This is a genomic window from Streptomyces sp. NPDC023527 (assembly GCF_055560115.1).
The window spans coordinates 639,153-662,628 of record NZ_JBVHJJ010000001.1 but is presented as its reverse complement, the minus strand read 5'-3'; the positions used below and the strand labels follow the sequence as shown (position 1 = coordinate 662,628).

The following is a 23,476-nucleotide window of genomic DNA, read 5'->3' as shown; positions in this document are numbered from 1 at the left end:
CCGGGCCGCACCGACCGGGCCCCTGCCGCCCGTCAGCCGCCCGTCAGGCGTCCATCAGCGTCCGTCAGGCGGGAAGACCCGCCGCCGCGCCCGTCGCCAGCGCCCCGCCCCAGCGCTTCCGCGCCCCGTCGAGGTCGAGCGGCTTGCGCACCGGCTCGGTCTCGTAGGACCACGCCTCCTCCGGCACCCGCCAGATCAGTTCGATCTCGATACCGTCCGGGTCCGTGACATAGACCGACAGGTGCATCCCCTGGTCGAAGCACTCCTTCACCGCGCCCACCGCCTCCAGCCGCTCCTTGAGCGCGGCCAGTTCATCGAGCGTCCCGACCTCGAAGGAGACGTGCACCATCCCGGGAGCGCCCTCCGCGCTCCCCGCGTCCGCCGACGCGGTCGCGAGCAGCCCCAGGTCGTGGTGGTTGGCCGAGGCCCCGGAGGAGCGGAGGAAGACCATCATGGGCACCGGCTTCGAGCGCGGGATGCGGTCCACCACCTCCAGGCCCAGCAGGTCCCGGTAGAAGCGCGTCGAGGCTTCGATGTCGGTGACGGACAGAACGACGTGGTTGACCCGGCGGATCGTCATCAATCTCTCCTGGATCTAGGGTGACGCGTGCGGTCCCCGCAGCGGGGTACCCAGATAAAGAGGTACAGGATAAAGAGGTACCTCCGCAATATGGAGAGAGGCACGCGTGACAGATCCGGCCACGCCCCCGGCGTCCGAGGTCGCCGAGCGGTTCTTCACCGTCACCAAGCTGCTGCGCAAGCGCGCCAACGAGGGCCTGCGCGCGCAAGGGCTCACCATGGCCCGGGGCAAAGTGCTGTCGATCCTTCGCCGGACCGGGTCCGCCCGCATCAGCGTCCTCGCGGCCCAACTGGGCATCGCCGCCCGCAGCATGACCGAGTCCGTGGACGCGCTGGAGCGCGACGGCCTGGTCCGCCGCGAGCCCGACCCGACCGACCGCCGGGCCGTCCTCGTCGTCCTCACCGACCGGGGCCGCGAGGTCATCCGCGAGGCCGAAGGGCCCCGCCGCGCGGTGATGAACAGCCTCTTCTCGGCCCTGGCCCCCGAGGACCGGACCGAGCTGCTGCGGATCCTGGACATCATCCACACCGCCGCCGAGGCCACCCCCGAGCCCCCGGACACCGCCTGACCCCACCCTTGCCGCCCATCCCGGTTGGCCCTCGTACTGGTGCCGGGATCTGCGGGTACTCGTACGGTCATGAATGAGACACGTGCGACGGCAGAGGAGTACGAGGCGATGAGCGGCCCCGAGAGTGCGGACCACGTCAGCGTTCACCTGACGGACTGCGGGCACGTGGACGCGGGGGCGGTCTTCCGCGCCCTGGAGACCGCGTTCCCGGAAGTGGCCGAACCGCCCCGCAGCGAGGTGCAGGCGTCCCGGGCGGGCGCCGAGCACCCCACGGTGTGGTCCATGGTCGTCGATGCCCGCACCCGCCACGAGCCGACGGAGGTGACGCCGATCCCGCTGTCCGCCACCGTCTCCGTCGACCTCTTCGGCGCGGCCGACCCCGTGCGCAAGGTCAGGCAGGAGCTCGCCGCCGCCTTCGACGTCGAGGACCGCGGGACCGTCCCGGGCGAGCACGAACTGGAGGTCCGCCTCCGCCTCAGGTAGCCACCGCGTGGCCGAGGAGCGACCTGCCCCACCGGAATGTCAGGATGGGCCCCATGAGCAACGTCTTTTTCGACATCACCATTGACGGCGACAACGCCGGCCGCATCGTCTTCAAGCTGTACGACGACGTGGTCCCCAAGACGGCCCAGAACTTCCGCGAGCTCGCCACCGGCCAGCACGGCTTCGGCTACGAGGGCTCCGGCTTCCACCGCGTCATCCCGGACTTCATGCTCCAGGGTGGCGACTTCACCCGTGGCGACGGCACGGGCGGCAAGAGCATCTACGGCGAGAAGTTCGCGGACGAGAACTTCAAGCTGAAGCACGACCGCCCGTTCCTGCTCTCCATGGCGAACGCCGGCAAGAACACGAACGGCTCGCAGTTCTTCATCACCACGGTCGTCACGTCGTGGCTGGACGGCAAGCACGTCGTCTTCGGCGAGGTCGTCGAGGGCCAGGAGCTGGTCACGAAGATCGAGTCCCTGGGCTCCCAGTCCGGCACCCCGCGCGCCGCCGTCAAGATCGCGAAGTCGGGCGTCGTCGAGGGCTGAGTCCCCCTTCCGGGTGGGCGCGGGGCCTTTCCCGCCCCGGCCCGGTGAATTCCCGCGCGCCGGACGGGCCGGGCTTCACGCCCGCCCGTCCGGGCCGCCGACCTGTCACCACCACGGTCTTCGCTCATGCGCTGGGCACGCGAATGCCCCCCGGACGGCTCACCGCGCGCGGTGACGGCTGTATGCCTACGCTGTTCCTGTTGCCTCGACCCTCCTCCTCGGGACACCCGGCCAGGACAGGAGGCAGTGCCGTGAAGTGCACACGCCTACGGCTTCGCCGGACCTGTGTGGCGGCCACCGCCACGGGTCTGCTCCTCACCCCGACCCTCGTCGGCTCCGCGTACGGAGCCCCCGACCCCGCACCGCCGGTACGAACCGCTCCCTCCCCGCACGGCGACACGGACTTCGCCCGGCTCACTCCGGCCGTCGCGGCGCAACTCGACGCGGCCGTACAGCAGGTCCAGCGCGAGGCACAGGTGCCGGGCGTGATCGTGGGCCTGTGGGCCCCCGGCAAGGGGAGCTACGTCAGGGCCTTCGGCGTCGCGGACAAGGCCACGCGGGCGCCCATGGAGGTCGGCGGCAACATCCGCATCGGCAGCGAGACCAAGACGTTCACGGTCACCGCGCTCCTCGAACTGGTCGACCAGGGCAAGGTCGGCCTGGACGACCCCATCGGTACGTACGTCACGGGCGTCCCGAACGGTGACCGCATCACCCTGCGTCAACTGGCGGGCATGCGCAGCGGTCTCTTCAACTACAGCGAGGACCAGGACTTCGCCAAGGCGCTTTTCGCCGACCCCGAGCGGCCCCGCACGCCGCAGGAGCTGCTCGACTACGCCTTCAAACACCCCGTGCAGTTCGCGCCGGGCGAGAAGTTCGACTACTCCAACACCAACCTGATCCTGCTCGGACTGGTGGTGGAGAAGGTCACCGGCCGGCCGCTCCAGGAGGTCATCCGGCAGAAGGTGCTGGAGCCCGCCGGACTGCGTCACACGCTCTTCCCCACCGGCGCGGAATTCCCCGAACCGCACCCGCACGGCTACACCGAGCAGACGGCCTCCGGCAAGATCGAGGACGCGACCGACTGGAACCCGTCCTGGGCCTGGGCCGCAGGCGCGATGATCTCCGACCTCCACGACCTGCGCAGTTGGGCCCGCACCCTCGCCGCCGGCACGCTGCTGACACCCTCGACCCAGGCCGAGCGCCTGAAGACCCTCCCGACGGGCATACCCGGTCTCGCGTACGGGCTGGGCATCTTCGACATCGAGGGATGGATCGGCCACAACGGCTCGCTGCCCGGGTACGAGTCGCTGACGATCTACCTGCCGGAGGCCCGGGCGACCCTGGTGGTCCTCCTCAACACCGACGTCCTGCACGCCGGCCAGGAACCCAGCACGCTCTTCGGCGAGGCCATCACCCGCATCGTGAGCCCCGAGCACGTGTACGGCCCCCACGAAGCGATCCAGCCGAAGACCGGCTGACGGGTCGCTTCCCACCCGTACGAGCCGCCCGCCTCAGCCCGCGGACCGCCGGGCCTTGCGCTCCTCCGCCCGCGCGATGCCCACGTTGGCGCCCGCCACCAGCATCATGGCCAGCAGTGCCGGGATCCACGGCCGCTCGACGCTCAGCCCGGGTGTGAAGCTCTGCACGAACAGTGCGGCCACAAACGTTCCCGCACCCGAGATCCCCGCCTCCGCCGCCCGCTTCCCCCGCCCCGCGACGCCCGACATCCGCGTCAGCAACCGCAGCGGACAGACGAACAGCGATGCGAGCATCCCGCACGGCACGCACAGCACAGCGGCCCACACGAACGCTCCCGGACCGTCCGCCTCGATCAGACCGCCGCAGACCACGGCGATGACGAGCACGCCGAGCAACAGGAACAGCACGACGACCGCCGCCACACCGAGCCCCAGCCCGGTCATCCCGAACGCCGCGAGCACACGCTCGCGCGCGGTCATCGACGCCCAGGTGGGAGCTGCTTCATCGTCATCGGTTCCGCGTCGTTTGTCGTCCACCCCGAACTCCTTCCTGGGCCGACGGGCGATGCGGACGGCCACCGGCGCTCCGCCGGAAGAACCGTGCGCCGTCCGCGATCGCTTTTCCGCTTACCGCTGTCAGACGGCGATCATCATGATGGCGCGAGCGATGTCGTGCGCGACATCGGTGGGCACTCCGGCCTTCACCATCGCGATGGCCAGCGCCGTCTCGCTCCAACCCTCCACGTCCTCGATCGCGTCGGCAATCTTGTTGCCGTTCCGCGCGATGAACTTCCCGCTCTTCTTGCTGACCTTGCCGACGATCTTCCCGGCCCAGGACCCGCCGTGCCGCAGCCCCGCGACGATCAACTTGCGGACGATCGTCCCCATTCCCAGCGCGCGCTTCGTGCGCTTGTGGGGGTTGTCGAGCATTTCGGCGTACTGCTCGAACTCCGCGATCTCCCGCGCGTCGGCGCCGTGCGCGCGCATGCGTGAAACGAGGTCGCGGACGTCATCCGCGGTCGGCTCCAGCGTCTCGATTTCCTGCGCCTCGGTGGCGGCGGCCCTATGCGCCTCGACGGCGCTCGCCATCGGGGCGGCGACACCGAGCGCGACGGCGGTCACGGCGGAAGCCGCAGCTATACGGATGTAAGCGCGATTCACTACACTTTCCCCTTGCAGAACAGGGGGAAGAGGGCATGCGGGCACGCCGGTAGGCGTCCAAACTTAACGGCTCCCGCCGCGGTCTTCTTCCCCCTGGTATTCATCCCCGGCCGCCAGGGCTTGGTCATGGCCGGGCGGACGAAATGATCTTATCTCGCCCTCCCGAACGCCTCCAATCGGGGCAAAGTGAGGAAAGCCACGGCGGTTTGACGGTTTAAGAGATAACGTCGGCGGGGATTTTCGCGTCTTTGCGCGCGTGGCACGCCTTCCTCGACTCCCGTACGGCCCGCACCGCGCGGCATGACGGGGCCCGCGTGCATCCCCAGGAAGCACGCGGGCTCGCTCACGCGGTCAGCCCGTGACCTTGCCTGCGGCCTGCGCGAGGCCCGACGCCGCCTGGGCCGCGCCTTGGCCGGCCTTCGACACCAGGTCGCTCGCGCCCTGGCCGATGGACGAGACCGCCTGAGCCGCGCCTTGCGCCGCGGAGGCCGCGGCCCCGCCGATGTCCGCGGCCTCCGCTTGCGTGGAACCGGTCGACCACGCACCACCCAGGCCCAGCAGCGCGCCGAGCACGGCGGTGGTCAGGATGCGGTGGGTCCATTTCATGGGAACTCCCGGGAGAAGGAGCGGATGAAAACCTTCCCTTGATGCGTGCCCAGCCGCTACGCGGGGTCCCCGGTGACGTGGCGGCGGACAGGAGCGAAACGGGTGGCGCTCCACGGCGGTCCCGCCGGGCGGCGGGCCTGTTACGGGGTGGTGGGAGGTTGGGCGAGGCCCAAGTGGTTCGCCTTGACGGCGCGGTCGCCGGTCGCGGAGAGTTCCACACAGCTGTTGCCCGGCCCTGCACCGGAGAACGACGACTTCTGCCAGACGTTCATCTGTGCAGGCCTCCGCCCTTGAGGACCCGCATGAGGATGGCGAGTCGAACCCGACTGGTGGTTATGGCCGTGCCGGGTTCATCGCTTTCGCGAATACTCATCGCTCCGTCCAGGCCGGCGAGCTCCACACAGCTGTTATCCGGACCTGACCCGGAGAACGATGACTTCTGCCAGTCAAGCTGGTGCATATCCACCCTCTCAAACCTCCTTAGCAATACGCCCGATGAAGTCTCTTGTCGCCTCAGCAGACAGAGCGGATCGCTCTACCATCCGCATGAGCGCCCGATAGTAGGCAAGTTGATCTTCCCCATCAAGAAAAACACTGCCATGAACGTGATCAATTTGGACCGTGTCCAGCTGCGGGACCGCGCCCGCCAGGTAGAGCATCGAGTACCCCATACCCGCGAACCCCTCGACCGCGAACGGGACGGCGCGGACAGTGATACCGGGGCGCTCGGAACACGCCAGGATGGCACTCAATTGGTCCCGCGCCACTTTACGTCCGCCAACGATCATCCGGAGCGCGGCCTCATGGATGATCGCTGTGAAGGCGGGCGGGTTGTCACGGCGCAGGACCTCCTTGCGACCCTCACGGAATTCAATGTCGACATCCATGCGATCCGCCCGGGTTTCCCTCGGAAAGTACGTGAAGAGCGCTCGCGCATAGTCCTCGGTTTGCAGCAATCCGGGAATATGCACGACCTGAAGCGCCTCAAGCCTGCACGCGTTCCACTCCAGGGCTGCGAGATCCAAGGAGGGAGTGGCCAGTGAGTCCTTGTACGACTCCCACCATCCCCGCTCCTGCCGGCCCGTCATCGCGACCAGGGCGTTCACCAAGGCATCGTCTGCACAGCCGTAAAGACCGGCCAGCACGCGCAGGCGCTCGGCGCTGATGCCGATGCGCGCGACTTCGACGTGGCTCATCTGCATGGGGCTGATACCGAGCCGTCGCGCGGCCTCGCGGGCGGTGATCCCGGCCCGCTCCCGCATCTTGCGCAGCTCAGCACCTAGACGCACTTGTCGGGCGGTGGGGTTACTCCTGGGCGGCATGGGTCAACTCTCCCTGCTCATGAGCGTGTTGCGTCGCCACCATGCCACGCCTCCCTCTATGGGGCTAACTTCCCCGAGTTGCTTGCTTGGGTGCTACGTAGACACCTACGTTGAGTGCTGCGCCGCTCACAGAGCGGGCGTATCCGGCCACGGAAGCGCACCGTCATGCCCACATGACGACACTGACACCGGGGCCGCACCCAACACCCCACCGCAGGAGGCATCGTGCTGCCCCTACCAGCCCCCGTGCATCTTCCCGCTCCCGCCGTCGAACCGTTCGAATACTGCCTGCGTGTCCCCCATGACCCCCGGGCCGTCCGTGTCGCCCGTACCACCCTCCGTACCGCGCTGACCGCGCATGAACTGCCCGAACTCGCCGGGCGGGCCGAGCTGCTGGCCGGGGAGATGCTCACCAACGCCCTCGTCCACACCACCGGCAGTGCCGAACTCCGCGTGCGTTGGTCGGAATGGGAGGTGCTGCGGATGACCGTGTGGGACAGCAGTCCCAACCCGCCCGCGCCGAGGGACACCCACCCGTACAGCGACAACGGCCGTGGGCTCAACCTCCTCCAGGCGCTCTCCGACCGCTGGCACTACTTCTCCCTCCCGCGCGGGCTGGCAGCTGGAGAGTCCAAAGCCGTATGGTGCGAAATCAGTCGAAAAGTGCCAGTCTGCTGGACGTAGGCTCAGACCGCGGGCGCCGTCCGGGACTCCGGCGCCCTCTTCCATACGGACGCGGTCAGCGCCGACGCGCCCAGCGCCGCGAAACCCAAGGCGACGTAGACGAGCAAGGCCAGCGTAAGGAGCCAGAAACTCCCGATGCCCGACCAGTCGGGATCCACGTTCCCGAAGGTGAACACCCAGGCCAGGGCGTAGAAGGCCGTGAATACGGCGGCGAACAATCCCGCGATCACCCCGGCGAGCGTAGGCAGGACAGCCGGTACGAGGCCGAGGAACGGTACGCCGTCACCGCGACGGGTCCCGGCAAGGACATACGCGCCGACGAGAAGCGAGGCGCAAGCCAGGGTGTAGTAGCCGTTGCCGCCGTTCCACTGGAGGATTTCATGGACGTCGGCCGCGTACCGGTCGCTGAAGGTCTCCCGCCAGTTCTCGGCGACGATGCTGATGAACACGTACGTCGCACCGAGCCACACCGCCTGGAGGGCGAAGCCTGCCAGCGTCGCGCAGACCGCGAAGACGGTTCGGTGGACGGGGATCCGGCGCAGATGCTGGATGCCGAACCGGGCGGCCGACAGGATCGTCTGGCCGGTCAGGCGAGCACCCCGGTACGTGGCACGCGCGCTCTGGAACCACAGCCAGAGCGTGATCAGCGTGGTCAGGAACGAGGCGATGATGCTGCCCACTCCCAACCAGGAGGTCAGAAGGTCTCGGATCACGTCCCACAGTTGCCACGGGTCGGGCAGGGGGTTCGCGCTCTCGGCGAGGACTGTCACCGGTGGTCTCCAGGAGTGACGGATAGGCGGGATGGATGGGACAGGCGGGAGTACATGGGGATTCTGGCCCCTGGCCCTCTCGGGACGGGGGGAGTCGGTGGATCTCGGGGGCCGGAAGGGCCGGGGCCATCTGGCCCCGGCCCGCCCCGGCCGACAGGCCGGGGCGCTCAGCCCCGGCCGCTGCACGCCTTGCAGTCACCACTGCCCTTGCAGCTGTCGCACTTGCGGCCGCTCCATGCCCCGCGGAATCCGGAGCCCGCAGGTGGTGCACTTCCCGTTGCCCTTGCAGCGCTGGCACATGTCGATCAGTCCTTCCTGGGATGGTGGTCGGCTCGGTGAAGAGGAAAGGGGGCTCAGTACGAACTGGCCCTCTCCCAGCCGCGGGCGCTGTTCAACGAGGCGTAGAAGTAGTGGTTGGGCGCCTTGGAGTAGCCGTCCGGCAGGTGCCGGGCGGTCAGCGCCGGGCTGTACTTGCGGACGATCGCGATCGCCTTGGTGAGGCAGTTGTTCGTGAACAGGGCGTAGCCGTTGTTCTTCATCTTGTCGAAGGTGCGCTGCGCGGCCTTGAGGTCACCGCCGGCGGTGTTGACGCACCGGTACGCGTCGTAACGGGCGAGGTCGATGGGGTGCTTGCCCTTCCTGTCGCCGCGCATCTCCTTCCACGTACCGCCCTCGATCCAGCTGCCGTTGGGGCTGTCGGGGGAGGTGTAGCTGTCTCCTTGGAGGTTCTCGGTGGCGCCCCAGATCCAGTGGTCGGCGTTCCTCGGGTCGCGGACCGCCCAGGCCACGTGTCCGTAGGTCGCGCCCCCGAAGGGGGCCCCTTCCTTGTCCAGGAAGAGACAGGCCCTGCCGCGCGGGGCGGCTTCCGCCTGTGCGGGCAGTGCGACGGGCAGAGCGGCGGCCAGCAGGGCGGTGGCCAGGACGGGCAGCGCCGTGCGCTGACGGGTGGTCTTCTCTCGGGTCACGGGTGTGGATTCCTCTCGTTCCGGTGGTGGTCGGTCCGGCGGTGCCGATACGTTCGGCTGCCGTCGGGACCAAACGTGGCCGACCGACTCGAGCGGGACCACGGATCGCGGAGCAGTGCATGTGGGAGTGCCACTTGCACCGCCGTGAGCTGCGGATTCAGGCGTCGATGTGCAAGAAGAGAGAGGGCCTCGCGGGGTGGGAAGCTCGGATGAGAGCTTGATCGACGAGTTCGGGGACGCGCTGGACGCGTGGGCCGAGGAGGTCAACGCCGCCCGCCTGAGGCTGGGTACGCAGCAACAGCAGCTCGCGCGGAAGCTGAACGAGCGGAGGAAGACCGACCAGTCCCAGGTCTCCAAGTGGCTGAGCGGCCGAAAGATCGTCGCGTCCGGGGGTGCGTCCCTCCCCGGCGCGGGACTCTCCCGGGACGTGGTGTGGGCCTTGGGGCTGCGAGGGGACGCGGCCGAGCGGGTGGTGCACCTCGGTGAACGGGTCGACCGGGCGCAGGCGCTTCTGGAGCGCAGGTATCCGAAGGGCTGGCGGGCCACCGCACGAGCCCACTTCCTGGCCGCCGCGACCTCCGGAAGCACCGCGACCCCCAGCGGCAGCACCCCACCGTCGGACGTCCCGACCACCGCCGCGTCCCCGGCGGACGACGCGCTGCCGGCGGACGACGCGCCCCAGCCGACCACGATCCGTCCCACCGCCGCGATCCGCCGCCACCTGACGCCCGGCAAGGTCCTCGGAGCCGTCGCCGCTGCCGCTCTCCTCATCGGCGGCATCACCGCCGTCGGCCGGCACGTCGGTGAACCCGAGGCCGCGTCCGCCGTCCCTGCCTCCACGGCACCCGCCACGCAGCCGTCGTCCGGCGCGGCGGCCTCCGTCGAGCGGCCCGGACTGGAGAAGGGGACCCTGGGTGAGGACAGCCGGTGCAGCGCCCCGTTCCCGGGACCGGGTGACGTGGTCTGGAGGGTCTGCGCACGGGTGGAGGCCGACCGGGTCTCCTTCGCCCTGAAGATCGTGAACCCTGGTCGTCGGCCGGCGCCGGTCAAGGCTCGCCTGCAGTACGCCCGCGAAAGCGCCTTCCACACCTGCCCGGCGGCACCGGACACCCGGCTGCTGACCATCCCGGCCGGCCGGACCCTCATCACCGAAGCCGGCTGGTGCGCCCTCGCCCGGGCGAACGAGCCTTTCGCCTACCAGGGTGTCGGCTGGGTGCTCGCGGCGGACGCCACCGACGGCTCGTACAAGCTCACTCCCACGGCGCACGTCTACCCGAACCGCGTCATCTGGCAGCCGGACCTGCTGCCCGCCCCGGCATCCCGGCCGTAACCGGCGTCCACCCCGCCCGGGAGCAGACCGTGCGACGCGAAGGGGCCCGGAGAGCGAACTCTCCGGGCCCCTTCCACGAGCTCAGCGACCGGCGGCGTCAGCGCTCGGTATCGCGCCGAGGGCGCCACACCACCAGCGCGCTGGTCTGCTGCACGTCCTGGTACGGAACCAGATCGCGGCGGTACGAGGCGTGGACCGCGGCCTCGCGCTGTTGCATGGCCGTGGCCGCGCCCTCGACCGCGCCCTGGAGTTCGGCGACGCGCGCCTTGAGCGCGGCCACCTGGTTCTCCAGCTCGATGATGCGCTTGATGCCGGCGAGGTTGATGCCCTCGGTCTGGCTGAGTTGCTGGACCTGGCGGAGCAGTTCGATGTCGCGCGCCGAATAGCGGCGGCCGCGGCCGGCCGTGCGGTCGGGGGAGACCAGGCCGAGGCGGTCGTACTGCCGCAGGGTCTGCGGGTGCAGGCCCGACAGCTGGGCGGCGACGGAGATGACGTAGACCGGCGACTCGTCGGTCAGCTCGAACGGCTGTGCCTGCCCAAAGCCTCGTCGTCGGCCGTCCATCTCATGCTCCCTTCGCGGCCTTGAACAGCTCGGCCCTCGGATCCTCGCCCGCCGTCGCGGCGCGGTAGGCCTCCAGGGCCTCCCGTGCCTTGTCGTCGAGCTCCTTGGGTACGGCCACCTCGACGGTGACCAGGAGGTCGCCGCGGGTGCCGTCCTTGCGCACGGCGCCCTTGCCCCGGGCGCGCATCGTACGGCCGTTGGGCGTGCCCGCGGGCAGTTTGAGGGTGACCGGCGGGCCGCCGAGGGTCGGGACCTTCACCTCGGCGCCCAGCGCCGCCTCGGCGTACGAGACGGGCACGGTGACGGTGAGGTTGTCGCCCTTGCGGCCGAAGACCGGGTGGGCGCCGACGTGCACGACGACGTACAGATCACCGCTGGGGCCGCCGCGCTCGCCCGGCGCTCCCTTGCCGCGCAGGCGGATCCGCTGACCGTCGGTGACGCCCGGCGGGATGCGGACCTGCATGGTGCGGGAGGACGTGGCACGGCCGCTGCCCTTGCACGTGTCGCAGGGGTTCTCGGGGATGAGCCCGCGGCCCTTGCAGTCGGGGCAGGGGTCGGTCAGCGAGAAGCCGCCGCCCGAGCCGTGCGAGACCTGGCCGGTGCCGACACAGGTCGGGCAGACCCGAGGCGTACCGTTTTTGTCGCCCGTGCCGGAGCACGCCTTACAGGCCGCCGAGGAGGACATCCGCAGCGGGACCGTGGCCCCGTCGACCGCCTCGATGAAGTTGAGCGACACCTCGGACTCGATGTCCTGGCCGCGGCGCGGCTGGGTGCGGGTGCCGGCGCCCCGGTTGAACAGACCGCCGAAGACGTCGCCGAGACCGCCGCCGAAGCCACCGCCCGCGCCGCCTCCGCCCTGGGCGCCTCCGAAGAGGTCGCCCAGGTCGAAGTTGAACGAACCGCCGGGACCGGCGCCGCCCGGCCCGGGTCGGAAGCCACCGCTCCCGAACAGGGCGCGGGCCTCGTCGTACTCCTTGCGCCGCTTGGGGTCGGCCAGGACGTCATTGGCCTCGGAGATCTCCTTGAAGCGCTCCTCGGCCGAGGCGTCGCCCTTGTTGGCGTCCGGGTGGAACTCGCGGGCGAGCTTCCGGTACGCCTTCTTGATCTCGGCCTCGGTGGCGTCCTTGGGCACGCCGAGGACCTTGTAGTAGTCCTTCTCCACGAAGTCCTTCGTGCTCATCCCCGGCGTCCCTCCTTCCGGTCCCTACGGTCGTTCATCGCGTCAGCCCTGCTCCGGGCCACCGCTCTCCTCGGTCGGCTCGTCGCCCTCGCCGTCGCCCTTCTGGGCGCCCGGCTGGGGCTCGGCCACGGCGACCCGCGCGGGGCGGATCGTCCGCTCGCCGATCCGATACCCCGGCTGCAGAATCTGCACGCACGTGGTCTCGGTGACGTCCGGCGCGTAGGAGTGCATCAGCGCCTCGTGCACCAGCGGGTCGAAGGGCTCGCCCTCCTTGCCGAACTGCTGCAGGCCCATCTTGGCGACGACCGTCTCCAGCGACTCGGCGACGGACTTGAAGCCGCCGACGAGCTCGCCGTGATCACGGGCGCGGCCGATGTCGTCGAGCGTGGGGAGGAGCTCGGACAGGAGGTTCGCGATGGCGATCTCCTTGACCGTGGCCCGGTCCCGCTCCACCCGGCGGCGGTAGTTCTGGTACTCGGCCTGGAGCCGCTGGAGGTCCGCCGTGCGCTCGTTGAGCGCCGACTGGGCCTGGTCCAGCTGTGCCTGGAGCCCTACCTCGACCAGTTCTTCCCCGGTCGGGGCCGGGCCCGCCTGGTCGGCGGACCCGGCACCCTGCGCCGCGTCTTCGGGGGTGGTGGCGTCGGAGGGGACTTCAGGCTTCTCGTTCTCGTCGAAGCCCGGGGTCTCCTCGGTCACGCCGCACCGCCCTTGGGCTTCTCGTCGTCGACGATCTCGGCGTCCACGACGTCGTCCTCGGCCTTGGCGTGGCCGGCACCGTCACCCGCGGCACCCTCGGCGCCGGCGGCACCCTGGGCGGCCTGGGCGGCCTGGGCGTCGGCGTACATCGCCTGGCCGAGCTTCTGGCTGACCGCGGCGACCTTCTCGGTCGCGGTGCGGATCTCGGCCGTGTCCTCGCCCTTGAGCTTTTCCTTCAGCTCGGTGACGGCGGTCTCGACCTCGGTCTTGACGTCGGCCGGGACCTTCTCCTCGTTGTCCTTGAGGAACTTCTCCGTCTGGTAGACGAGCTGCTCGCCCTGGTTACGGGTCTCGGCGGCCTCGCGGCGGCGGTGGTCCTCCTCCGCGTACTGCTCGGCCTCCTGGCGCATCCGGTCGACCTCGTCCTTGGCGAGCGAGGAGCCGCCGGTGACGGTCATCTTCTGCTCCTTGCCCGTGCCGAGGTCCTTCGCGGTCACGTGCATGATGCCGTTGGCGTCGATGTCGAAGGAGACCTCGATCTGCGGGACGCCACGCGGGGCCGGCGGCAGACCGGTCAGCTCGAACATGCCGAGCTTCTTGTTGTACGCCGCGATCTCGCGCTCGCCCTGGTAGACCTGGATCTGCACGGACGGCTGGTTGTCCTCGGCCGTCGTGAAGATCTCGGAGCGCTTGGTCGGGATCGTGGTGTTGCGCTCGATCAGCTTGGTCATGATGCCGCCCTTGGTCTCGATACCGAGGGACAGCGGGGTGACGTCGAGGAGCAGGACGTCCTTGACCTCGCCCTTGAGGACACCGGCCTGGAGCGAGGCGCCGATGGCGACGACCTCGTCCGGGTTGACGCCCTTGTTGGCCTCCTTGCCGCCGGTCAGCTCCTTGACGAGCTCGGCGACGGCCGGCATACGGGTCGAGCCACCGACGAGAACGACGTGGTCGATCTCGGACAGCTGGATGCCCGCGTCCTTGATGACGTTGTGGAACGGGGTCTTGCAGCGGTCGAGGAGGTCCGCGGTCAGCTGCTGGAACTGCGCGCGGGTGAGCTTCTCGTCCAGGTGCAGGGGGCCCTCGGCGGACGCCGTGATGTAGGGCAGGTTGATCGAGGTCTCGGTGGACGAGGACAGCTCGATCTTCGCCTTCTCAGCGGCCTCGCGGAGGCGCTGGAGGGCCATCTTGTCCTTGGACAGGTCGACGCCGTGGCCGTTCTGGAACTGCTTGACCAGGTAGTCGACGACGCGCTGGTCCCAGTCGTCACCACCGAGGTGGTTGTCACCGTTGGTGGCCTTGACCTCGACGACGCCGTCGCCGATCTCCAGCAGCGAGACGTCGAAGGTGCCGCCACCGAGGTCGAAGACGAGGATGGTCTGGTCGTCCTTGTCGAGACCGTAGGCCAGGGCGGCCGCGGTGGGCTCGTTGACGATACGGAGGACGTTCAGACCGGCGATCTCGCCGGCCTCCTTGGTGGCCTGGCGCTCCGAGTCGTTGAAGTACGCCGGGACGGTGATGACCGCGTCGACGACCTTCTCACCCAGGTAGGCCTCGGCGTCACGCTTCAGCTTCTGCAGGATGAAGGCGCTCATCTGCTGCGGGTTGAAGTCCTTGCCATCGATGTTGATCTTCCAGTCAGTGCCCATGTGGCGCTTGACCGAGCGGATCGTCCGATCGACGTTGGTGACTGCCTGGCGCTTGGCGACCTCGCCGACGAGCACCTCGCCGTTCTTCGCGAAGGCGACGACGGACGGCGTGGTCCTGGCGCCCTCGGCGTTGGTGATGACGGTGGGCTCACCGCCTTCGAGAACACTGACGACGGAGTTCGTCGTACCCAGGTCGATGCCGACCGCACGTGCCATGTCGATTCCTCCAGCTGACTTGAGTGGAACAGGCTCAAGGGTGCAACACGGATCCGCCGCTGTCAACGGAGCTGAGTCGAGGCGACTCAACTCTTATGCGGGGCTTATGCGCAGTCGGGCGGCGAGGAGGAGCGTTTCTGCAGTTCAGAGGAGTGTTCCCGGCCGCTCGGCCCCCTCTATCCTGCGGCCCTCGGATCGGGGGATCCGGGAAGGTCCGGAAGGGGGGCAGGCCGTGCCGGAGCTGCCGAACTGGATTCCATGGCTGGGCGGGGCCGTACTGGCGGTCGTCGGCGCCACGGCGAAGAGCTGGTTGGAGGCGAGGCTCAAAGCGGCCGCCGACTTCCTCTACGACCGGCTGGCCGGGAACCCGTTGCTGCGCCGGACGGCGCTCGCCAAGTACATACGCGAGCTGCACGACCGCCACAGCCGATTCGCGGTCTCCTTCCAGGTCGAGGACGCGCTGAGGCTGCCGATGGAGTCGGTGTACGTGCCGCTGCGGTGCGCGGTCCCGTCCTCGCGGCTTCCGGGGGAGGCCGCGGCAACGTTGCAGCGGGAACGGCACAGCGTGGTGCTGGGTGTACCGGGCGCGGGAAAGACGATGCTGCTGCGCCACGAGGCCCTGATGTGGGCGAAGGGGCGGCTCCGGCCGGCCCGGCGGGCGCGTGGCAAGCCACGCGTGGATCTGTCCGACCTCACGGACGTCCCGGTCCTGCTGGAGCTCCACCGGCTGAACAAGAACCCGGACTGGAGCCTGGAGCAGCACATCGCCGACCACTTCGGGCGGCATGAATTCCCCCGGGCGGACAAGTGGGTGGTCCGAGCCCTGGAACGGGGCGACCTGGCCCTGTACTTCGACGGCCTGGACGAGGTGGCGAGCGACCACCGCGACCGGGCCGTGGACCGGATCAAGGACTTCGCGCAGCGGTACGGAGCGTGCCGGATCGTGGTGACCTGCCGCGCCGCCGTCTACGACGGGGGGTTCACCGACCAGTTCCACCAGACGCTGCGCGTGCAGGACTTCGACGAGCACCTCATCCGCCGCTTCCTCGGCGGCTGGCCCTGGCCGGAGGGCCTGGCGGACGACACCGTGGAGCAGTTGCTGGGGGCGTTACGGGACACCCCGCAGCTGATGCCGCTGGCCCGCAATCCGCTGCTGCTGACGATGATCGCTTACCTCTACAGCTATGTGTACGCGGGCACGGACCAGGTGCTGCCGCACACCCGGGCCGACTTCTACAAGCAGGTCGTCGACAACCTGCTCATGGACCGCCGACGCCGCCCGAGGTTCGCGCTCCCTTTGAAGAAGGCGGTACTGCTGGCGCTGGCACTGGCCGCACAGGACGTCCCCTCGGGCAGCCACGACCGCCTCGCCCGGCCCGAATCGGCCGTCCTGGAGACCGTGCGGGCGGTGCTGCGGGCCCAGGCGCGCCCGGAGGACCTGGCCGAGGACGTCCTCCGGGAGATCGTCACCCGAAGCGGCCTGCTGTTGTCCGTGGACAACGGCGAGCGCTACCAGTTCGCCCACCTGACACTCCAGGAGTACGCGGCCGCCTGTGCCCTGGCGGCCGACCCGGAGGGACTGCTGCGCCGCTACCGCGCGGACCCGGCGGCCTGGCGGGAGGCGGTGCGGCTGTGGTGCGGGGTGGAGGCGCGCGACTGCACGGAGGTCGTGCGGACGGTGTACGCGGAGGATGCGCTGCTGGCGTTCCAGTGCCTCGCGGATGCGCTGGTGGTGGATGAGGGGCTGGCCGAGGAGATCATCGGTCACTTTCGCGGGCTGCTGGGGCTGTTGCCGAACGCCGCGGTGACGGCGGCCTTCGGGCTGGTGGCGGCGGACCGGAGGCCCCACGGGGCGCGGGTGTTCGCATTCCTGCGGGAGACCGCGAGGGCGGCGGGACTCTCGTCACGCGCTCTCGCGGCCTGCCGGGCACTGGCCGCGACCAATCTGCCGAGGGCGGCGGAGGCGCTCGCCGAGATGCCGGGGTTCGCCGCGCACGAGGCCCTGGCCTCGATGGGGGACATCGCGGTGCCCGTCCTGAAGCGGCTGGCGGCGGAGGGGAACCAACAGGCGTCCACAGGGCTGTGGAGGATCCGCACACCGAAGGCGGCGCTGGCCCTGAACGAGCTGCTGTGGTCGGAGCGGCCCGTCGACGAGCTCCACCTGTACGCCGCGTATCTGGGCGAGCTGATCAGCGTTCCGGAGATCGAGGAGGAGTTGCGGACCGCACCCGTGGGGTCCGGGCCGAACGGCCGGCTGTGGTGGGTGTGGCGGCCGTTCGCCCATGGGGACGACGGGAACCTGGCGGCGGTCGCGGAGCGCGTCGCCTGGGTTCTCCAGCAGCGCCCACGCCTCCAGAGGGAGGGCGCCTGGGTGCCGTCCTCCCTCGACCCCAGAATCATGGCCGCCCTGAGTGTCGTGGCGTACCCCGCAGCGGCCGGACCGACCGACCACCTTGATCCGATGCCGCGCATCAGCGTGGAGCTGGCCGGATCGCTGATGAGGTATCCCCCGCAACCGAACAACGCCCACCCCGACGCATCGAGCGAATATCCCATCTTCCGGAGTCAGGCCGGCTCGTTCCTGTGGAACGCGCTCCAGGAAGGCACAGAGGAAGAGGAAGTGCTTCTCGACCGGGGCATGCGGCTGCTCCGTGCGGCAGGCATCTCCGAGCGGCGGGCGGCCTTCCTGGCGGCTCTTCCCCCGAGCCTCCGCCTCAGGGCCGTGATCTGCCTCGCCCAGAGCGGCCCCGCCCAGGCCGACGTCTGGGCCCACGCCGACGACGAAGCCGAGCGCGCCCACCTCCACAGCGCGAGCCCACTACGGCGATGGCTGGTGCGAACGGTCTTCCTGGGGCTGCCCGCCGCCGCGATCGTGTACGGCCTGGTGGCGGCCTTCCTCCTGGCACCGGCGCAGGGCCTCTTCACGGCCGTCGGCATTCCCACACTCACGATGGGGGCCCTCGTACTGGGGCTGCGGAGGGAACATAGGGAGGAGAAGATCCGTCTCAGCACCCACCCCGTCCGCCGCCTGCTCCTCCCGGAGCTCCGCCAAGACACCGACAGCCGAGCGCAGCGGTGAGGCTTGCCTGAGCGATACAGATCACCGGCGGTGCGGCTATATCGCGTGCGCGGGAGTGAGTAGTCTCGTACGGACTGGATAAGTTACTAGACAGTAATCCCGCTCTCGCAGGTTCGAGGAGCCGTTCCCATGCAACTCGCCGCGATCATTGTGTCGCTGGTCCTAATCGCGGTCGGCGTAGCGCTGTTCGGCCGCGCCATCGTGCAGATCTACCGCTTCATGCGGCTCGGCCAGCCCGTGCCCGCCGGTAGCCGCACCGATGACCCCGCGCGGCGCACCGTCACCGTGGCCAAGGAGTTCCTCGGCCACACGCGGATGAACCGCTGGGGCATCGTCGGCGTCGCGCACTGGTTCGTGGCGGTGGGCTTCTTCTCGCTGCTGCTGACGATCGTCAACGCCATCGGTCAGCTCTTCAAGGCCGACTGGCTCCTGCCGATCATCGGCGAATGGGCCCCGTACAACGTCTTCGTCGAGTTCCTCGGCACGATGACCGCGCTCGGCATCCTGACCCTGATCGTCATCCGGCAGCTGAACCGGCCGGGCGACCCGGGCCGCAAGTCCCGCTTCGCCGGCTCCAACACCGGCCAGGCGTACTTCGTCGAGGCCGTCATCCTCATCGTCGGCGTCTGCATCTTCATGCTGCACGCGCTCGAAGGCGCCCAGCACCACGTGGACGGCTACGAGGCCTCGTTCTTCGTCTCGTACCCGGTCGTCTCGTGGCTGGAGGGGATGGACGTCGCAACGCTCCAGAACCTCACGTACTTCTTCGCGGGCCTGAAGATCGCGACGTCCTTCATCTGGATGATCACGGTCGCGCTGAAGACGGACATGGGCGTCGCCTGGCACCGCTTCCTCGCCTTCCCGAACATCTGGTTCAAGCGCGAGGCGAGCGGCGACGTCGCCCTCGGCGCGCTCCCGCCGATGGTCAGCGAGGGCAAGCCGATCGACTTCGAGGACCCGGGCGAGGACGACCAGTTCGGTGTCTCCCAGATCGAGCACTTCTCCTGGAAGGGCCTGCTCGACTTCTCCACCTGCACCGAGTGCGGCCGCTGCCAGTCGCAGTGCCCCGCCTGGAACACCGGCAAGCCGCTGTCGCCGAAGCTGCTGATCATGGCGCTGCGCGACCACGCGCACGCCAAGGCGCCCTACCTGCTCGCGGGCGGCGGCAAGAACGCCGAGGGCGAGGAGAAGGCCACCGAGGAGCAGCTCAAGGACGTTCCGGCGGCGGCGATCGCCGAGGCCGAGCGCCCGCTGATCGGCACCCTGGAGGAGAACGGCGTCATCGACCCCGACGTGCTGTGGTCCTGCACCACGTGCGGCGCGTGCGTCGAGCAGTGCCCGGTCGACATCGAGCACGTCGACCACATCGTCGACATGCGCCGCTACCAGGTGATGATCGAGAGCTCCTTCCCGTCCGAGGCGGGCACGATGCTCAAGAACCTGGAGAAGAAGGGCAACCCCTGGGGCCTCGCCAAGAAGCAGCGTCTGGCGTGGACCAAGGAGGTCGACTTCGAGGTCCCGGTCGTCGGCAAGGACATCGAGGACCTCACCGAGGTCGACTACCTCTACTGGGTCGGCTGCGCCGGCGCCCTGGAGGACCGCGCCAAGAAGACGACGAAGGCGTTCGCCGAGCTGCTGCACATCGCGGGCGTGAAGTTCGCGATCATGGGCGGCGAGGAGAACTGCACCGGTGACTCGGCCCGCCGTCTGGGCAACGAGTTCCTCTTCCAGCAGCTCGGCCAGCAGAACGTCGAGATGCTGAACATGGCGTTCGGCGAGGATGCCGAGGAGGGCGTCAAGGTCGAGAAGGCGAAGAAGAAGATCGTCGCGACCTGCCCGCACTGCTTCAACACCATCGCCAACGAGTACCCGCAGCTCGGCGGCGAGTACGAGGTCATCCACCACACGCAGCTGCTCCAGCACCTCATCGACGAGGGCAAGCTGGTCCCGGTCACCCCGGTCGAGGGTCTGATCACCTACCACGACCCCTGCTACCTGGGCCGGCACAACAAGGTCTACACGCCGCCGCGCGAGATCATCGCGAAGGTGCCGGGGCTGCGCAACGAGGAGATGCACCGCCACAAGGAGCGCGGCTTCTGCTGTGGCGCGGGCGGCGCGCGCATGTGGATGGAGGAGCGGATCGGCAAGCGCATCAACAACGAGCGCGTCGACGAGGCCCTGTCCCTCAACCCGGACATCGTCTCCACCGCCTGCCCCTTCTGCCTCGTCATGCTGACCGACTCGGTCAACGGCAAGAAGAACGACGGCAAGGCCAAGGAGTCCATCCAGGTCGTGGACGTGGCCCAGCTGCTCCTCGACTCGGTCCGGACCCCGGCCCAGCCGGAGGAGGACGGCGAGGGCGCGGTCGCCCCGGAGCCCGAGCCGGTGAAGTAGCCGGTACGAGCACGCCGTGACGGCCGGTCCCCGCGAGGAATCGCGGGGACCGGCCGTTGTCATAGCGGCGTGGGACCATGACGTCGTACGCGCTCACAGCCCGCCTTCCTCAGGAGCCAGGTCATGGACTACGCCCGTATGCGCGCTATCGCCGAGGATCTCGCCGAGCTGCCCGAGGCGAACAAGGTCGAGATCTCCGGTGGAACGATCACCATGACGATGAGCCCGTCGGGCACGCACGAGCTCGTTGCCATGCGGCTGCGCCGCCAGCTCGACCGCCAGGTCACGGGCGGCCTCGTGGCTCACACCGGCGGAGAGGTGGAAGACCCGTCGCTCGGCATCCTGCGCGCGCCTGACCTGATCGTCATGCCGGAAGCCGCGATGGACACTCCAGGCCGTTTCCACCCTCGGGACGTGGCTCTCGTCGCCGAAGTCGTGTCCCCGTCCAACCACGTCAACGACTACGCCCAGAAGATGCACGACTACCCCGTCATGGGGATTCCGCTGTATCTGCTGGTCGATCCTCGCAAGGGGACACTGTCGGTCATGTCCGACCCTCAGGGCGTCGACAGCGACGGGCAACGCTGCTACCGCGCCCGCCACAACTACGCGTTCGGCGACAAGGTCTCCGTCGGCCCGTGGACCGTCGACAGCTCGGAGTTCTCCCTCTACCGCTCCTGACACACCCTCACCTCGCTGACGGATCCAGCCCCGCCACCCCGTCACCCCTTGACCTCAACAATGGTTGAGGTCATAGCGTCGTCCACATGACGACGACACCTCGCGAGCTCCCCGGCACCACTCCCGCCCCCGCGTTCACCGACCTCACCGGCAGCACGGACCGCGCGGCCCTCGCCTCCCAGCCCATCGGTTACTGGAGCTGGGTCGCCAACAAGGCCGTCATCCGGCACATCCAGAGCGCGATGGCCCGTACGGACATCACGCAGCCGCAGTGGTGGACGCTCAACCACGTCGACGGCGCCGAGGACGGCCTCACCCGCGAGGAGGTCTGCGGCCGCCTGCGGCCGTTCCTGGACCTCGGGCCCGAGTTGATGGGGCAGGCCGCCGACAGCCTCGTCGCCCGGGGCTGGCTCACCGCCGACGCCGAGGGCCGCCTCCACCTCACCGACGCCGGCCGGGAGGCCAAGCACCGGACCAAGGACCTCGTCGGCCGGCTGCGCTCGGAGATCCACCAGGGCATCACCGACGAGGAGTACGCGGCCACCCTCTCCGTCCTCCAGCGCATGATCAGCAACGTCGGCGGGGTGACGGGCCACGACCGCCCCACCGGGAAGACGACGCTCCGCTGACCACGGGCGGCGCACCCGCCCCTGACCTTTCCCCTAAGGGATGTCACAGCTCGGCCGCAAAGCCGGGCCCGTTTCCCCGGGCCCGGCTCGGCACTCTCCGGGAGCGGGTACGTTCGAACCGTGGCTGGATTCAGGATGGGACGCGGACGGGACTCTCACGACCCCGGTCCCGCGCGGCAAGGACAGCGCCCGGGGCAGTACCAGGCTCCGTACGGACAGGCTCCGCAGGGGCACGCTCCGTACGGCGGTCAGAGCGGTGGTCAGGGCGGGCAGGACGGCGGCCGGCAGTGGCAGCAGCCGTCGGCGTACGACGAGCCGGAGTACTTCGGCGGCGACGGCGGCAACCGGCAGGGCTACGGTCAGCAGGGCTACCCCCAGCAGGGTTACCCGCCGCCGGGCAACGGCCACGCCCCCCAGGACCCGTACTACGGGCAGCCGCCGGCCGGCGACCCCGGCCGCACCCAGCAGTTCAGCCTCGGCGAGGCCCCGGACGCGTACGGCCACCAGGACCCGTACGCCGGCGGCCCCGACTCCTACGCCCCGCCCGCCGGCCCGCGCCTGCCGTGGAAGGAGCTGCTGACGGGCATCGTGATGCGCCCGTCCGCCACCTTCTGGCAGATGCGCGACCACGCGGTCTGGGTACCGGCCCTGGTCGTCACCTTCGTCTACGGCCTGCTCGCCGTCTTCGGCTTCGACAAGGCCCGCGAGGACGTGCTGAACGCCTCGCTCTCCAACAGCCTGCCGTCGGTGCTGATCACCGGTGTCGTCGTGGTGATCTCCGGCCTGATCCTCGGCGCGGTAACCCACACGCTGGCCCGCCAGCTCGGCGGCGACGGCCTCTGGCAGCCGACGGTCGGCCTCTCCATGCTGATCATGTCGATCACGGACGCGCCCCGGCTGCTGTTCGCGATGTTCCTGGGCGGCGACAGCACGTTCGTCCAGGTGCTGGGCTGGGCGACCTGGCTGGTGGCGGGCGCGCTGTTCACGTCGATGGTGAGCAAGTCGCACGACCTGCCGTGGCCGAAGGCGCTGGCGGCCTCCGCGATCCAGCTGATCGCGCTGCTGTCGATCATCAAGCTCGGCACGCTGTAGCGAGGGACATGCGAGAGGGCCCCCGCCGCGCTGAACGCCGCGGGGGCCCTCTCGCATGCACCCGGTCGGGTCGGCGAGGGCGAGCGGTTCAATCGGCGGGGGCAGCATCCGATGGTGATACCGGACGGCGTGGAAAGCCGTGTTGCAGGGCGAGTCCTCATCGACGGGACCGAGGTCGCGCAGGGTCTCGTCGCCGCGTGGGTCATCGCGCACGAACAGCTCGATCGCTGCCGCAGGGCGGCGGCCTCCGCCCAGACGGCGGGGGCGTGGCGCGCCTGGAGCGTGAGCGTCGTCGCCGTCCACACCGGCTGCTCGACGTCCTGCTCGGCCAGGGCGCGGCCCATCAACTCCTGGAAGCTCGGCGTGATCCCGTACATGGGCTCGAGCTCGGTGAGGATCGCGGTGTGCCCGTTGCGGACCGTCAGGCCACCGAGTGACAGTTCTTCACAGACGTTCCCCCACCCGTCCAGGACCGCCCTGCGGACGACCGGCCCCGAGGCACCGCTCCTGCGGCGCAGCTCGGCCTCCGTACCCATGAGATGCCAGTGCCGCGCCAGCTCCAGGGCCTTGCGCCCCTCGGCGTCGGTGCGCCACAGATCAGCTCCGCCGCTGATGAGCTCGGACGTGATCTCACAGGCGCCACGGTCGATCGCTCGCAGCAGAGGCGTCCGGCCGTCTGCGGCGGAGCGGTTCAGCCGGACCGGCCGGTCCGCCATCCTCAGTTCCGCGATGACGGGAAGATCGAAGGCGTCCACGGCCAGGCACAGTGCCGGAGTGCCGTGCCCGTCGACGGTGTCGGG

24 protein-coding genes are annotated in these 23,476 nt (G+C 69.6%); 11 read left to right on the top strand and 13 right to left on the bottom strand.

Features of this window, described 5'->3' with window-relative positions:
* Positions 1–64: 64 nt before the first annotated feature.
* Complete coding sequence (locus ACZ303_RS03065; protein ID WP_467334445.1) at positions 65–580, bottom strand: VOC family protein; 516 nt, start codon at positions 578–580, stop codon at positions 65–67.
* Between the two features lie 106 nt (positions 581–686).
* Between ACZ303_RS03065 and ACZ303_RS03060 the strand changes: the two genes are divergently transcribed.
* The 4 genes from ACZ303_RS03060 to ACZ303_RS03045 all read left to right on the top strand — a co-directional run bounded on the left by ACZ303_RS03060 (position 687) and on the right by ACZ303_RS03045 (position 3,660).
* Entirely contained in the window at positions 687–1,148 is a 462-nt protein-coding gene (locus tag ACZ303_RS03060; protein WP_467334443.1) for a MarR family winged helix-turn-helix transcriptional regulator, read from the top strand.
* Between the two features lie 69 nt (positions 1,149–1,217).
* On the top strand, positions 1,218–1,631 hold the full coding sequence (locus ACZ303_RS03055; RefSeq protein ID WP_467334441.1) for a hypothetical protein: 414 nt from the start codon (positions 1,218–1,220) through the stop codon (positions 1,629–1,631).
* A 53-nt stretch (positions 1,632–1,684) separates the two neighbouring features.
* Positions 1,685–2,179: a peptidylprolyl isomerase gene (locus ACZ303_RS03050; protein ID WP_467334439.1), complete on the top strand. Its 495-nt coding sequence runs from the start codon at positions 1,685–1,687 to the stop codon at positions 2,177–2,179.
* Between the two features lie 251 nt (positions 2,180–2,430).
* Entirely contained in the window at positions 2,431–3,660 is a 1,230-nt protein-coding gene (locus tag ACZ303_RS03045; RefSeq protein ID WP_467334437.1) for a serine hydrolase domain-containing protein, read from the top strand.
* Between the two features lie 33 nt (positions 3,661–3,693).
* Here the strand turns inward: ACZ303_RS03045 and ACZ303_RS03040 are convergent, their stop codons facing one another.
* The 6 genes from ACZ303_RS03040 to ACZ303_RS03015 form a co-directional block, all read right to left on the bottom strand.
* The gene (locus tag ACZ303_RS03040) at positions 3,694–4,197 is read right to left on the bottom strand and encodes a hypothetical protein (RefSeq protein WP_467334436.1); all 504 of its coding nucleotides are present in this window, start codon (positions 4,195–4,197) and stop codon (positions 3,694–3,696) included.
* 99 nt (positions 4,198–4,296) lie between these two features.
* The gene (locus ACZ303_RS03035) at positions 4,297–4,782 is read right to left on the bottom strand and encodes a hypothetical protein (protein WP_467334434.1); all 486 of its coding nucleotides are present in this window, start codon (positions 4,780–4,782) and stop codon (positions 4,297–4,299) included.
* 390 nt (positions 4,783–5,172) lie between these two features.
* Complete coding sequence (locus ACZ303_RS03030) at positions 5,173–5,427, bottom strand: hypothetical protein (RefSeq protein ID WP_467334432.1); 255 nt, start codon at positions 5,425–5,427, stop codon at positions 5,173–5,175.
* Between the two features lie 140 nt (positions 5,428–5,567).
* A complete protein-coding gene (locus ACZ303_RS03025; RefSeq protein ID WP_467334431.1) occupies positions 5,568–5,699 on the bottom strand; it encodes a DUF397 domain-containing protein in 132 nt (43 codons plus the stop codon).
* Positions 5,696–5,887: a DUF397 domain-containing protein gene (locus ACZ303_RS03020; protein ID WP_467334612.1), complete on the bottom strand. Its 192-nt coding sequence runs from the start codon at positions 5,885–5,887 to the stop codon at positions 5,696–5,698. The genes ACZ303_RS03025 and ACZ303_RS03020 overlap by 4 nt, the downstream gene beginning before the upstream one ends.
* 10 nt (positions 5,888–5,897) lie before the next feature.
* Entirely contained in the window at positions 5,898–6,749 is an 852-nt protein-coding gene (locus ACZ303_RS03015) for a helix-turn-helix domain-containing protein (protein ID WP_467334430.1), read from the bottom strand.
* A gap of 225 nt (positions 6,750–6,974) precedes the next feature.
* Here ACZ303_RS03015 and ACZ303_RS03010 point away from each other — a divergent pair, with 225 nt between their 5' ends.
* Positions 6,975–7,433 carry an ATP-binding protein gene (locus tag ACZ303_RS03010; RefSeq protein ID WP_467334429.1) on the top strand — a complete coding sequence of 153 codons (459 nt, stop codon included), beginning with the start codon at positions 6,975–6,977 and terminating at the stop codon, positions 7,431–7,433.
* Between the two features lie 2 nt (positions 7,434–7,435).
* Here the strand turns inward: ACZ303_RS03010 and ACZ303_RS03005 are convergent, their stop codons facing one another.
* Both ACZ303_RS03005 and ACZ303_RS03000 read right to left on the bottom strand, forming a co-directional pair.
* Positions 7,436–8,203: a hypothetical protein gene (locus ACZ303_RS03005; RefSeq protein ID WP_467334427.1), complete on the bottom strand. Its 768-nt coding sequence runs from the start codon at positions 8,201–8,203 to the stop codon at positions 7,436–7,438.
* Positions 8,204–8,556: 353 nt separating this feature from the next.
* Entirely contained in the window at positions 8,557–9,168 is a 612-nt protein-coding gene (locus tag ACZ303_RS03000; protein WP_467334425.1) for a Tat pathway signal protein, read from the bottom strand.
* Between the two features lie 217 nt (positions 9,169–9,385).
* Between ACZ303_RS03000 and ACZ303_RS02995 the strand changes: the two genes are divergently transcribed.
* Positions 9,386–10,498 (top strand): helix-turn-helix domain-containing protein, encoded by a 1,113-nt coding sequence (locus ACZ303_RS02995; RefSeq protein ID WP_467334423.1) that lies wholly within the window; start codon positions 9,386–9,388, stop codon positions 10,496–10,498.
* Positions 10,499–10,595: 97 nt separating this feature from the next.
* Here the strand turns inward: ACZ303_RS02995 and ACZ303_RS02990 are convergent, their stop codons facing one another.
* The 4 genes from ACZ303_RS02990 to dnaK are packed head-to-tail and all read right to left on the bottom strand — an operon-like array spanning position 10,596 to position 14,801.
* Positions 10,596–11,060, bottom strand: a complete 465-nt coding sequence (locus ACZ303_RS02990; protein WP_467334421.1) for a heat shock protein transcriptional repressor HspR — start codon at positions 11,058–11,060, stop codon at positions 10,596–10,598.
* Position 11,061: 1 nt separating this feature from the next.
* Positions 11,062–12,240 (bottom strand): molecular chaperone DnaJ, encoded by a 1,179-nt coding sequence (gene dnaJ / locus ACZ303_RS02985; protein ID WP_467334419.1) that lies wholly within the window; start codon positions 12,238–12,240, stop codon positions 11,062–11,064.
* Between the two features lie 42 nt (positions 12,241–12,282).
* Positions 12,283–12,936 carry a nucleotide exchange factor GrpE gene (grpE, locus tag ACZ303_RS02980; protein ID WP_467334417.1) on the bottom strand — a complete coding sequence of 218 codons (654 nt, stop codon included), beginning with the start codon at positions 12,934–12,936 and terminating at the stop codon, positions 12,283–12,285.
* Positions 12,933–14,801, bottom strand: a complete 1,869-nt coding sequence (gene dnaK / locus ACZ303_RS02975) for a molecular chaperone DnaK (protein ID WP_467334415.1) — start codon at positions 14,799–14,801, stop codon at positions 12,933–12,935. The genes grpE and dnaK overlap by 4 nt, the downstream gene beginning before the upstream one ends.
* 232 nt (positions 14,802–15,033) lie before the next feature.
* On the opposite strand from dnaK, the gene ACZ303_RS02970 reads away from it, so the two are divergent.
* From ACZ303_RS02970 to ACZ303_RS02950, 5 genes are all read left to right on the top strand, one after another.
* On the top strand, positions 15,034–17,880 hold the full coding sequence (locus tag ACZ303_RS02970) for an NACHT domain-containing protein (protein ID WP_467334413.1): 2,847 nt from the start codon (positions 15,034–15,036) through the stop codon (positions 17,878–17,880).
* A gap of 129 nt (positions 17,881–18,009) precedes the next feature.
* Positions 18,010–20,274 (top strand): (Fe-S)-binding protein, encoded by a 2,265-nt coding sequence (locus ACZ303_RS02965; protein ID WP_467334411.1) that lies wholly within the window; start codon positions 18,010–18,012, stop codon positions 20,272–20,274.
* A gap of 123 nt (positions 20,275–20,397) precedes the next feature.
* Positions 20,398–20,955 carry a Uma2 family endonuclease gene (locus ACZ303_RS02960; RefSeq protein WP_467334409.1) on the top strand — a complete coding sequence of 186 codons (558 nt, stop codon included), beginning with the start codon at positions 20,398–20,400 and terminating at the stop codon, positions 20,953–20,955.
* 86 nt (positions 20,956–21,041) lie between these two features.
* Positions 21,042–21,584, top strand: coding sequence for a MarR family winged helix-turn-helix transcriptional regulator (locus ACZ303_RS02955; protein WP_467334407.1), 543 nt, complete (start codon positions 21,042–21,044; stop codon positions 21,582–21,584).
* Between the two features lie 135 nt (positions 21,585–21,719).
* Positions 21,720–22,676 carry a Yip1 family protein gene (locus ACZ303_RS02950; protein ID WP_467334610.1) on the top strand — a complete coding sequence of 319 codons (957 nt, stop codon included), beginning with the start codon at positions 21,720–21,722 and terminating at the stop codon, positions 22,674–22,676.
* Positions 22,677–23,476: the final 800 nt, after the last annotated feature.

What these genes read in the sequence shown, in the direction of transcription:
- ACZ303_RS03020 (WP_467334612.1), bottom strand. Translation starts at nt 5,887, where the DNA reads ATGCACCAGCTTGACTGGCAGAAGTCATCGTTCTCCGGGTCAGGTCCG.
- ACZ303_RS03025 (WP_467334431.1), bottom strand. Translation starts at nt 5,699, where the DNA reads ATGAACGTCTGGCAGAAGTCGTCGTTCTCCGGTGCAGGGCCGGGCAAC.
- dnaK (WP_467334415.1), bottom strand. Translation starts at nt 14,801, where the DNA reads ATGGCACGTGCGGTCGGCATCGACCTGGGTACGACGAACTCCGTCGTC.
- ACZ303_RS03055 (WP_467334441.1), top strand. Translation starts at nt 1,218, where the DNA reads ATGAATGAGACACGTGCGACGGCAGAGGAGTACGAGGCGATGAGCGGC.
- ACZ303_RS03065 (WP_467334445.1), bottom strand. Translation starts at nt 580, where the DNA reads ATGACGATCCGCCGGGTCAACCACGTCGTTCTGTCCGTCACCGACATC.
- ACZ303_RS02965 (WP_467334411.1), top strand. Translation starts at nt 18,010, where the DNA reads ATGCAACTCGCCGCGATCATTGTGTCGCTGGTCCTAATCGCGGTCGGC.
- ACZ303_RS02960 (WP_467334409.1), top strand. Translation starts at nt 20,398, where the DNA reads ATGGACTACGCCCGTATGCGCGCTATCGCCGAGGATCTCGCCGAGCTG.
- ACZ303_RS03015 (WP_467334430.1), bottom strand. Translation starts at nt 6,749, where the DNA reads ATGCCGCCCAGGAGTAACCCCACCGCCCGACAAGTGCGTCTAGGTGCT.
- dnaJ (WP_467334419.1), bottom strand. Translation starts at nt 12,240, where the DNA reads ATGAGCACGAAGGACTTCGTGGAGAAGGACTACTACAAGGTCCTCGGC.
- ACZ303_RS02950 (WP_467334610.1), top strand. Translation starts at nt 21,720, where the DNA reads ATGGGACGCGGACGGGACTCTCACGACCCCGGTCCCGCGCGGCAAGGA.
- ACZ303_RS02990 (WP_467334421.1), bottom strand. Translation starts at nt 11,060, where the DNA reads ATGGACGGCCGACGACGAGGCTTTGGGCAGGCACAGCCGTTCGAGCTG.
- ACZ303_RS02955 (WP_467334407.1), top strand. Translation starts at nt 21,042, where the DNA reads ATGACGACGACACCTCGCGAGCTCCCCGGCACCACTCCCGCCCCCGCG.
- ACZ303_RS03030 (WP_467334432.1), bottom strand. Translation starts at nt 5,427, where the DNA reads ATGAAATGGACCCACCGCATCCTGACCACCGCCGTGCTCGGCGCGCTG.
- ACZ303_RS03050 (WP_467334439.1), top strand. Translation starts at nt 1,685, where the DNA reads ATGAGCAACGTCTTTTTCGACATCACCATTGACGGCGACAACGCCGGC.